The 10,126-nt window shown below is 74.6% G+C and carries 8 protein-coding genes; 1 reads left to right on the top strand and 7 read right to left on the bottom strand.

Annotated features, from left to right (window positions below):
- Window positions 1-87 precede the first annotated feature (87 nt).
- From ACWGH4_RS23045 to hisI, 4 genes are all read right to left on the bottom strand, one after another.
- Window positions 88-348 carry an HGxxPAAW family protein gene (locus ACWGH4_RS23045; RefSeq protein ID WP_453463911.1) on the bottom strand — a complete coding sequence of 87 codons (261 nt, stop codon included), beginning with the start codon at window positions 346-348 and terminating at the stop codon, window positions 88-90.
- A 102-nt stretch (window positions 349-450) separates the two neighbouring features.
- The gene (locus ACWGH4_RS23040; protein ID WP_453463908.1) at window positions 451-1,098 is read right to left on the bottom strand and encodes a TIGR02234 family membrane protein; all 648 of its coding nucleotides are present in this window, start codon (window positions 1,096-1,098) and stop codon (window positions 451-453) included.
- Window positions 1,098-2,600 (bottom strand): anthranilate synthase component I, encoded by a 1,503-nt coding sequence (locus ACWGH4_RS23035; RefSeq protein ID WP_453463905.1) that lies wholly within the window; start codon window positions 2,598-2,600, stop codon window positions 1,098-1,100. Before ACWGH4_RS23035 ends, ACWGH4_RS23040 begins: the two co-directional genes overlap by 1 nt.
- A gap of 11 nt (window positions 2,601-2,611) precedes the next feature.
- Window positions 2,612-2,983, bottom strand: a complete 372-nt coding sequence (hisI, locus tag ACWGH4_RS23030; RefSeq protein WP_189472640.1) for a phosphoribosyl-AMP cyclohydrolase — start codon at window positions 2,981-2,983, stop codon at window positions 2,612-2,614.
- A 75-nt stretch (window positions 2,984-3,058) separates the two neighbouring features.
- On the opposite strand from hisI, the gene ACWGH4_RS23025 reads away from it, so the two are divergent.
- Window positions 3,059-3,691, top strand: a complete 633-nt coding sequence (locus tag ACWGH4_RS23025; protein WP_453463901.1) for a TIGR03085 family metal-binding protein — start codon at window positions 3,059-3,061, stop codon at window positions 3,689-3,691.
- Window positions 3,692-3,711: 20 nt separating this feature from the next.
- On the opposite strand, the gene ACWGH4_RS23020 is transcribed toward ACWGH4_RS23025, so the two are convergent.
- From ACWGH4_RS23020 to ACWGH4_RS23010, 3 genes are all read right to left on the bottom strand, one after another.
- Window positions 3,712-5,361 (bottom strand): sodium/solute symporter, encoded by a 1,650-nt coding sequence (locus ACWGH4_RS23020; protein ID WP_453463898.1) that lies wholly within the window; start codon window positions 5,359-5,361, stop codon window positions 3,712-3,714.
- Between the two features lie 105 nt (window positions 5,362-5,466).
- Window positions 5,467-6,804 (bottom strand): PucR family transcriptional regulator, encoded by a 1,338-nt coding sequence (locus ACWGH4_RS23015; protein WP_453463895.1) that lies wholly within the window; start codon window positions 6,802-6,804, stop codon window positions 5,467-5,469.
- 158 nt (window positions 6,805-6,962) lie between these two features.
- On the bottom strand, window positions 6,963-10,010 hold the full coding sequence (locus ACWGH4_RS23010) for an AAA family ATPase (protein ID WP_453463892.1): 3,048 nt from the start codon (window positions 10,008-10,010) through the stop codon (window positions 6,963-6,965).
- Between the last annotated feature and the right edge of the window lie 116 nt (window positions 10,011-10,126).

Below are 10,126 nucleotides of genomic sequence, written 5' to 3'. Positions count from 1 at the left end.
CCCCGCGGCGATCCCCCCCGTCCGACGGCAGCGGCCCCCCCCGCCCTGGCCGGGCTGCGCCGCTGTGCGACATCTGCGTGCGAGGTCTCAGGCCGTGACGTTCTCCCGCGCCGCAGCGCGCTCGCGGGCCGCCACCACGTGGTCCGGGTCCTTGGGCGTGCCGAGGCCGGCCATCTTCATCGCGCCGCCGACGACCGCGCCGAGCAGGATGAGAGCAGAACCGGCCCAGAAGCCGGCCGGGCTGTTCGCCACCATGAAGACGCCTGCGACACAGAAGCCGATGAAGGCGATGATGACGCCGGTCCAGGCGGCCGGGGTGTGTCCGTGTCCGTGGCTGCTGCCCGCCATGTGTTGCTCCTCGTTTCCGATGCGATTCGTGCGCCGGTGCTCGTCTGAGCCGGACGCTCGTCCTTCATTGTCCCGTACGCCGGGGCGGGCGCGGCGCGGGGGTCACCCTTCGCGCGTCGGATCCTCGCCCCGGTCCAGGGCCTTCCAGAGGTCCTCGGGACGGTCGGGGTCGGCCGGGCGTTCCTTGCGGGCGCGGGGGCTGCCGTCGCGCTCGTAGCGGCCGGACATGGACGGCCACCGACGGCCGTGGCGGAGGGCGAGCAGTCCCGCGAGCAGGATCAGCACACCGCCCGCCGCGGTGACGTAGGGCCAGACCGTGTGGGAGAGGGCTTCGACGGTGGAGGCGGCGTCGCCGGTGGTGCGGGCGGCCTTCTCGTCGAGCGCTCCGGTGTCGGACGCGCCGAGGAGTGCGGCCGTCGCGGCGCCGGCGCCGCTCAGGGCGAGCAGTGCGGCGACGAGCAGCCGGCCGGCACGGCGCACGGCGAAGACCGCGACCAGTGCGGCCAGTCCGACGATCGCGAGTGCCGTGGGGACGCCGGTGACGTCGGAGCCCTTGACGTCGAGGGTGACGGTTCCGCCGCCGACGGACGCGCTGCCCTCGGCCCAGATCCGGCCGGCGGCGAGCAGGACGACGGTCGCGCCGACGGCGCCGAGGAACAGGGCGGCGGCCAGGCTGCGGCGGCTGCTTGTGGCGGGCGTCGCGGCTGCGGCTCGGGGCTGGGGTACGGGTACAGCACTCACGTACCCCACTATCCCTTACCGCTCGCCGGGTCGTTCAGGCGGTTGGCCGTGTGCACGGCCCGCAGCACCGCGGCCGCCTTGTTGCGGCACTCCGTGTCCTCGGCGACCGGGTCGGAGTCCGCCACCACACCCGCGCCGGCCTGCACGTACGCCGTGCCGTCGCGCAGCAGGGCGGTACGGATGGCGATGGCGGTGTCGGAGTCGCCGGCGAAGTCCAGGTATCCGACGCAGCCGCCGTACAGGCCGCGGCGCGACGGCTCGAGCTCGTCGATGATCTGCATGGCCCGGGGCTTGGGCGCCCCGGAGAGGGTGCCGGCCGGGAAGCAGGCGGTGAGCACGTCGAAGGCGGTGCGGCCCTCGGCCACCTTGCCCGTGACGGTGGAGACGATGTGCATGACGTGGGAGTACCGCTCGATCGACATGAAGTCGACGACCTCGACGCTGCCCGGTTCGCAGACACGGCCCAGGTCGTTGCGGCCGAGGTCGACGAGCATCAGGTGCTCGGCGCGCTCCTTGGGGTCGGCCAGCAGTTCGTCCGCCAGGTCGTTGTCCTCCTGGGGCGTGGCGCCGCGGGGCCGGGTGCCGGCGATCGGATGGACCATGGCGTGCCCGTCCTCGACCTTGACGAGGGCTTCGGGGCTGGAGCCGACGACGTCGAAGCCCTCGAAGCGGAAGAGGTACATGTACGGCGAGGGGTTGGTGGCCCGCAGGACGCGGTACACGTCGAGCGCGCTCGCCGCGCACGGGGTCTCGAACCGCTGCGAGGGCACCACCTGGAAGGCCTCGCCGGCCCGGATGCGCTCTTTGACGTCCTCGACGGCGGCCTGGTAGTCGGGGCCGCCCCACAGCGCGGAGAACTCGGGCAGCTCCGAGGCGGGCAGCGCGGTGGGCGGGGAGGCCAGCGGCCGGGCGAGGTCGGCCTGCATGGCGTCGAGGCGGGCGACCGCGTCGGCGTGGGCCTCGTCGACGCCGGTGTCGAGGTCGTTGTGGTTGATCGCGTTGGCGATCAGCAGGACCGTGCCGTCCCAGTGGTCGAGGACCGCGAGGTCGGACGTGAGCAGCATGGTCAGCTCGGGCAGCTTCAGGTCGTCGCGCTCGCCGGGGCCGATCTTCTCCAGCCGGCGCACGATGTCGTACCCGAGGTAGCCGACCATGCCGCCGGTGAAGGGCGGCATGCCGGACGCGAGATCGCGCGGGGTGTGCAGGGTCTCCACGGTCTCGCGCAGCGCGTGCAGCGGGTCCCCGTCCGTGGGGACGCCGACCGGCGCGTTGCCCAGCCAGTGCGCCTGGTCGTCGCGGACGGTCAGCGTGGCGTCGGAGCGCACGCCGATGAAGGAGTAGCGGGACCACGAGCGTCCGTTCTCCGCGGACTCCAGCAGAAAGGTGCCGGGGCGCTCCGCGGCGAGCTTGCGGTAGAGCCCGACGGGCGTGTCGCCGTCCGCGAGCAGCCGGCGGCTCACCGGGATGACGCGGCGGTCGGCGGCGAGCTTGCGGAACGTCTCGAGATCCATGGCGCCAGACCCTACTTGTCCAGGAGTACGTCGGCGTCGAAACAGGTGCGGGCCCCGGTGTGACAGGCGGCGCCGACCTGGTCGACCTTGACGAGGACGGTGTCGGCGTCGCAGTCCAGGGCCACCGACCTGACGTGCTGGAAGTGCCCGGAGGTGTCGCCCTTGACCCAGTACTCCTGGCGGCTGCGGGACCAGTAGGTGCAGCGGCCGGTGGTCAGGGTGCGGTGCAGGGCCTCGTCGTCCATCCACCCGAGCATCAGCACCTCTCCGGTGTCGTACTGCTGGGCGATGGCGGGAATCAGGCCGTCCGGGCTCCGCTTGAGGCGGGCGGCGATGGCCGGGTCGAGGCTGCTTTCGGGGACACTGCTGGTCATACGGGCCATTGTGCCGTGTCGAACACGGTCCCCGGCGGTGAGTCCACTGGGCGGACCCGGTACCCCAGCCGTACGCTGGCGGGCATGTCGACCCATGCCAAGCGTGAACGACTCCTGTTCGCAGACCTGTTGGAGGCGTCCGGGCCGGACGCGCCGACCCTGTGCGACGGCTGGCGCACCCGGGACCTCGCGGCCCATGTGGTGATGCGGGAGCGGAGGCCCGACGCGGCGGGCGGGATACTGCTCAGCGCCCTCAAGGAGCGGGCGGACCGGATCCAGGCCGAGTTCGCCGCCAAGCCGTACGAGGAGCTGGTGCACCTGATCCGTACGGGGCCGCCGCGGCTGTCCCTTTACGGGATCAAGCAGATCGACGAGGCCGCTAACACAGTGGAGTTCTTCGTGCACGCGGAGGACGTGCGCCGGGCGCAGCCGGAGTGGACCCCGCGCGAGCTGGACCGCGTCTTCGAGAACGCGCTGTGGGCGCGGCTCGAGAAGGGCGCCCGGCTGTTGGGCCGGAAGTCGCCGGTCGGTCTGGTGCTGCGCAGGTCGAACGGTCAGACGGCGGTGGCGCACAAGGGCACGCCCGTGGTGACGGTGACCGGCGAGGCGAGCGAGTTGACGCTGTTCGCGTTCGGGCGGCAGGACGCGGCGCGGGTGGAACTGGACGGGGACAAGGACGCGATCACCCGGCTGGGCGGGGCCGCACTCGGGTTCTAGTGCGGCCCGCTCCCGTGCCGTCAGCGGCCCCGGGCCCACTCGGCGTACGCGTCCTGCGGTTCAGGGGCCACGGCCGGGGGCATGGCCGGGGCCGCGGGGCGGCGCCGGAGGAGTCCCGAGCCGGCCAGTGCCAGCAGGAAGCCGGCCGGGATGGTGACCAGCCCCGGCGTGTGGAGCGGGAACCAGTGGAAGTCCCGGTCGGGGAAGAGTGAGATCGGTGTGCCCGACGCCGCCGGTGACCAGGCCATCAGCAAGGCGACCAGCGGCAGCGTCCCGTACACCGCCCAGCGCACGCCGCCCGCCGTGAAGTGGCGGCGGAAGATCGCGAACAGCAGCACGGGCGGCAGTACGGACGCGGCCCCGGCGAACGCGAACGAGAGCAGCACTTGCGGATTCCGTCCGATCGTCTGCGTCGCGACGATCACGGCGAGAGCTCCGACGACGGCGACCGCCCAGCGCGCCAGTCGCACCTCTCCGGCCATCGAGCGGCGCCCGCGGCCGCCCACGCCCGTCGGCCCGGCGAGGTCACGTGTGAAGGCCGACGCGGCTGCGAGGGTGATCCCGGCGACCGTGGACAGGGTGGTGACGAACACGGCGCAGGCGACCACGGCGAACAGCAGGCTGTGCCGGGGACCGCCGGACTCGGGGTCGAGTGCGGTGGTGACCATGAGCAGCGCCGAATTGCCTCCCGGGTCGGCGGCGACGATGTTCTTGTGGCCGACGAGAGCGGCAGCGCCGAGGCCGACGACGACGACGCCGGTGCACAGCACGGCGACCGGCCCGACGGCCCAGGCGGCGGCGCGGCGGGCGCTGCGCGTGCCGCGCAGGGGGTGCAGGCGCATCGTGATGTGGGGCATGCAGGCGGCGCCGAGGACGAGCGTGAGCAGGAAGCCGGTGAGATCGAGCCAGCCGGCGAAGCCGCGCCCGAACTGCAGCCCCGGCAGGGCGTACGAACCGCCCTGGCTGCCCTGCCGGGCGGCGTCGAAGAGCGAAAAGGGCGACCAGTCGAAGCGATTGAGGACGATGCCGGCGAGCAGCACGACCACGGCGACGACGACGACCGTCTTGAGGATCTGGATGTAGCCGGTGCCGCGCATCCCGCCGAAGGCCGAGTAACAGATCATCAGGACGCCGCTGGCGACGGTGCATCCGGTGAGGGCACCGGACGGGAGACCGAACATGGACGTCATGATCTTGCCCGCGACGGCGAGCTGGACCACGAGCAGCGGGAACAGGACGACGATCGCCGCGATCCCGAGGGGCACGCGAACGGAGCGGTCGGCGAGCCGCTCGGTGAGGAAGTCGCCGAGCGTGTAGATCCCGCCGCCGCGCAGCGGCTTCGCCAGCACCAGCATCACCAGGACCAGCGAGGCGACGGTCGCCATGGCGAAGAGGATGCCGTCCGCCCCGACGAGGGCGACGGAGCCGGTGGTACTGAGCAGGGTCGCGGCGGAGACGTAGTCCCCGGCGACGGCGAGCCCTCCGCCGACCGGGCCGAGCGTGGCACCGCCGGCGTAGAAGTGCTCCGGGTCGTCCTGGTCGGCGGCGGCCAGGCCGCACAGCAGAAGCGAGACCGTGACGAACGCGAGGAAGACGACGAGGGCGAGAGAACGGCCCTCGATCCCGGCACCCGACGCGACAGGCCCGACCAGGTGGATATCAGATGACATGCCGGATACATCAACAGGCATCCGTTACCGCGTACAGCGGCCGGTCCGGCATCGGTGCCCGCGCACAGGCACGGGCACCTCGGGGTGTGCCGCGTCACACCCCGGCTACCCCTGGCTCCCCAGCAGCCGGCGGGCGGTGAGGGCGAGGGAGACCTCGACGACGTCGGACGGCCGGGACAGCGAGCGGCCGGTGAGCTGTTCGAAGCGGCGGAGCCGGTTGAGGACGGTGTTGCGGTGGCAGTACAGCCGCGTCGCCGCGCGCTGCGCGGAGCCCTCGGCGTCGAGCCAGGCGGTGAGCGTGTCGACGAGGAGGTCGCGGTCGGCCGGCTCGATCGCGTACAGCGGCCCCAGTACGCGCTCCGCGAGCGCCCTGCCGAGGTCCGGGGAGGAGACGACGACCGCGGCCGGCAGGTGGTCGTCGAGGAGGACGACACCGCCGGTGCGGGGGCAGGCCCGCAGTGCGGTTCCGGCGAGTCTTCGCCCCTTACCGATGGCGGCGAGACCGGTGACGGCGGAACCGATCCCCACGCGGACTCCGGGGGCGGCGCTCAGCCCTGCGGCGAGGGCGGCCGGGTCGGCCGGCCCATGGTGGGCGGTGCCGTCGCCGGGGCCGTCTTCGTCGCCGTCCTCGTCGCAGCGGCGGGGACCGGGAGCGGGGCCGTCCACCAGGTGCACGATCCCCAGTTCGGCCTCCGGGGTGGAGTGCCACACCACGGGAGTGCCGGACGGCAGGGTGACCAGCGGGCCGGGCGCGTGCGGATGGGCGGACGCGGCCGCGATCACGACGAAGCGGCCGTCCTCGGGCAGTTCGAGCATCGCCGACGCGTCGGGCAGGTCGGTGATCCGGGCCGTGCCGTCGAGCAGCGCCGCCGTCATCAGCCGCAGACGGTTCTCGCGCCGCCATGCCATCCGGCGTTCGGCCTGGCGGTAGGCCTCCGTGACGAGGGCGCAGTGCTCGTCGACGAAGTTCCAGACGTCCGCTGCGACATGGACGAGCAGCCGGATGTCCTCCGGGTGGCGGCGCGCGGTCTCGTCCACCAGTCCCTGCCACACCATCGCCCCGCCGAGCCGGAACGCGTGCAGCACGGCGTCGAGCGGCACGTTCTGTTCGGCGCGTGCGGCGCCGATGGAGCGCGAGGTGCGCCGGGCGATGTCGCGGCTCTCGCGGGGGCGGATCAGGGAGGCGATGTTGTGGCGCAGTGACTGGTACACCTCCTGCCACACCTCTGTCGTGTCGGCTTCGATCGCCGCCCGGTAGGCGGGTTCCTGCTCGCGCAGCTCGCTGACGAGGGTGGTGGTCAGGCCGGCCACGTCGTCCAGCAGTACCTGGGCGGCACGGTGCAGTACGGCGATCGCCTCGGCGTCCAGCAGGGAGCGGGAGCGGGGCAGAACCGCGTGGGGCGTGGGAACCGCCCTGACGCGCGAACGTACGAGATTCGACATGGGCGGCCTCCACCAGGAGTCGGCTCGCTCCGGCGCGCGGCGTGGGACACGACCGCACCGGATCTACCTGACGCTCGCAGAATGGCATACCGCCCAGTCGGTACCCAGGGGTTTGCGGCATAGTTCTCATCACGGTCCAGCAACGCGGGCGGCCGGCCTCAGGCGCCGGAGCGCTCCAGCAGACGTGCCAGTTCGGTCCTCGAACGCACTCCGAGCAGGGCGAACACGTTCCGCAGATGGTGATCGACGGTCCTGGTGCTGACCGACAGCCGCAGGGCCACCTCCCGGTTCGTCGCACCTTCCGCGACATGGTGGGCGATGCGCCGCTGCTGCGGCGTGAGCCGGTCCAGCGGGCCGCTCCCGGAGTCACCGGCCACCGCCTCACCGGCCGCCCGCAGCTCACCGCCGGCGCGTTCGGCCCAGCTCCGCGCCCCGCAGCGCTCGAACGCGACGAGGGCGTCCCGCAGCGGGCCGCGTGCCTCCCGTGTCCTGCGCCGGCGGCGCAGCCACTGCCCGTACAGCAGCAGGGTGCGGGCCCGCTCGAAGTCTCCGCCGGCCCTCTCGTGGTGGGCGAGCGCCTCCTCGTAGCGGGCGGCGGCCTCCTCCGGCGGGGCGACGAGGGCCCGGCAGCGGGCGAGCTGTGCGGGTGCGAGCGGGTCGGCGGTGCTCGCCGCCCACGCCCCGAACTCCTCCACGGCGACGGCCGTCCCGTCCGTACGGCCCGCGAGGACGGCCGCCTCCACGAAGCACGGCACGGCGAGCATCATGACCGCGAAGTGGCCGCGTCGCGGGCCGGGTACGACGAGGGGACGCAGTCGAGCGGCGGCCTCCGCGCACCGGCCCGCCGCGAGGTCCGTCCGGGCCACCGCCCACACCGCGAGGCTCGCGGCCTGGGCCAGCCCGTGCGCGGCGGCGGTGGAACCGGCGGCCGCGGCGTGCTCGGCGCAGGCCTCTGCGTCGCCCTCCAGGGACGCGGTCAGGGCGAGGACGGCGTGCAGATGGGCGGCGCTGTTGCGGCGGCCGAGCTCACGGGCGGCGCGCAGGCCCTCGAGGGCGTGCACCCTGGCCCGCGCGTGCCGGCCGGCGCGCAGTTCGCCGTAGGCGAGGTGCTCCAGTGCCGGGGGCAGCAGCACCCGGGGCCCGTGGACCCGTACGGCGGCCAGCGCCCTGGCGCCCGCCCGGCAGGCGGCGTCCACGTCCCCGACGACGAGCGCGGCGGCGGCCGACCTCAGCAGTACGGCCGGATCCTCGGCGCGCGCCGACGCCTCGACGCATTCCCGCAGCAGCGTGTGGCCGGCACCGGTCCGCCCCGCGAACACGGCCAGCATGCCCGCGACATACCTGCCGAGCGCCTGGGTGCCGTCCGGGCCGCCTCGCCCGGCGCACGGGGAACCGGCCACGTCCGGCGCGTGCACCGCAGCCGCCCGGAACCGGGCAAACGCGTCCGCGTAGCCTTGCGGGCCGCCCCGCTCGGCACGCGGGGAACCGGCCGCGTCCGGCTTGTCCGCGGAGCCCGGCGGACCGCCCCCTTCGGCGCCCGGGGCCGCGGCGGAACCCGGGGAACCGGCGGGGTCGGGCGCTTCCGCCCCCACCGCCCGGACCGGGGCAAGTGCCTCCGCACAGCTCTGCGGACCGCCCCGCTCGGCACGCGGGGAACCGGCCGGGCCCAGCGCTTCCGCCCCCTCCGCCCGGACCCGGGCAAGCGCGTCCGCGTAGCCGTGGGGGTCGCCCATGGCCCATGCGGCGTCCGCGGCGGCGAGCAGGGCGGCGGTCGAGCGGTCGGCGTCGTCGGCTGCGAGGAGCGCGGCAGCGGCGAGCAGGGACTCGCGGGCGTCGGCCACCGGGCCGTCGCACAGCGCGATCAGCCCGCGTACATGGTGGGCCCGGCCCGAAGCGGGTACGGCACGGACGCGGGCCAGCAGCGCGCGGGCGCGGCCGGGCTCGCCGTCCAGCCAGGCGTGCTCGGCCGCGGCCGAGAACCGTGTGCCCCGCAGGGTCTCGTCGGCGGTGAGTTCCGCGGCCCGCGCGAGGGCCGTGGCGCGGTCGGTGTGCGGCCGGGGGGCGGTGGCCGCTCCTGCCAGCGCGTCGGCGAGGAACGGGTCGTACCCGCCTGCCGCGCAGGCCCGTTGGACCAGTCGCGGCAGGGTGAGGTGCGGCCCGTCGAGGGCGGCGGCCAGCAGGCGGTGCGCGGCTCTCCGGCGCGGCAGCGGCGCACGGCGCAGTACGGCGGTGCGCAGCAGCGGATGCGTGAAGCGGACCCGTGTGCCGTCGCTGTGGAGTGCGCCCGCGCGCTCCGCGGGCAGCAGGTGGTCGGGGTCGACTCCCGCCAGCCGGGCCGCGCGCAGCAGCAGGGCGGCGTCGGCGCCGGCGCCTTCCGGTTCGTGTTCCTCCGCCGCTGCGGCGAGGAGCAGCAGGAGCCGGGTGTCCGCGGGCAGTGCCTCGGCGCGGGCGGCGTACGCGTCCAGGACGCGCTCCGCGCCGGGGAGGGGGTGCGGCAGCGGCGCGTGGCCGGCGAGCTGGTCGGGCGTGAGCCGCACGGTGAGCGCGGTCAGCAGCCCCGGGTTGCCCGCTGCCTCCCGGCGCAGCTCGTCCCGTACGAGCGGGTCGGCCCGGCCTTCCGTCAGGCGGTCGATCAGCGCGCCGGCGGCCGTGTCGTCGAGCGGTCCGAGCCGCAGCCGCGGCAGTCCGGTGAAGGCGTCCCCGCCGCCCGGATCGTCGGTCGCGGTGAGCAGGACGGCGACGCGGTCGCGCGGGGGGAGGCGGCGGGCGGCGAAGCCGAGCGCGATGCGCGAGTCACGGTCCCAGGCGTGGGCGTCGTCGACGCAGAGCAGCAGCGGGCCGTGGGAGCCGAGGGTCCTGAGCAGCTCCAGCAGCGCGGTGGGCGCTGTGCCGGCGCGGGTCACGTCCTCGACCGGTCCGGGCAGGGGTCCGGGCGCCGAGCAGAGCAGGGCGTGGAGTCCGCTGTACGGGAGCAGGGCTTCGGCGGGGGCGGCCCGCGTGTGGAGCACCGCCCCTTCGTGCCGGCTGTCGACGGCGTGCCGCGCGAGGGCGCTGCGGCCGAGGCCGGGCGGCCCGGTGATCACGAGGGTGCTGCCGCGGCCGTCGCTCAGGCGGGCCGACTGTTCGTCGAGAAGGGCGAGTTCACCGCTTCGGCCGTACAGCCGAAGGGGACTGTGCACGGTCGTCGATGGATTCACGCCCGGCAACTTACTCCCGCGTAACTACCCTCCGGAAGGGTCCGGTCCGCGCTTCGCCGCCCTGGCCCGCCGCGCTGGGCACGGTCCCATCGTGAGCCGCTCCGGGCTGTGCGCCCGCACAGCAC

The organism is Streptomyces sp. NPDC054847 (assembly GCF_053610925.1).
The sequence above is the reverse complement of the archived record's forward strand: the minus strand, read 5'-3'. Positions and strand labels throughout refer to the sequence as shown.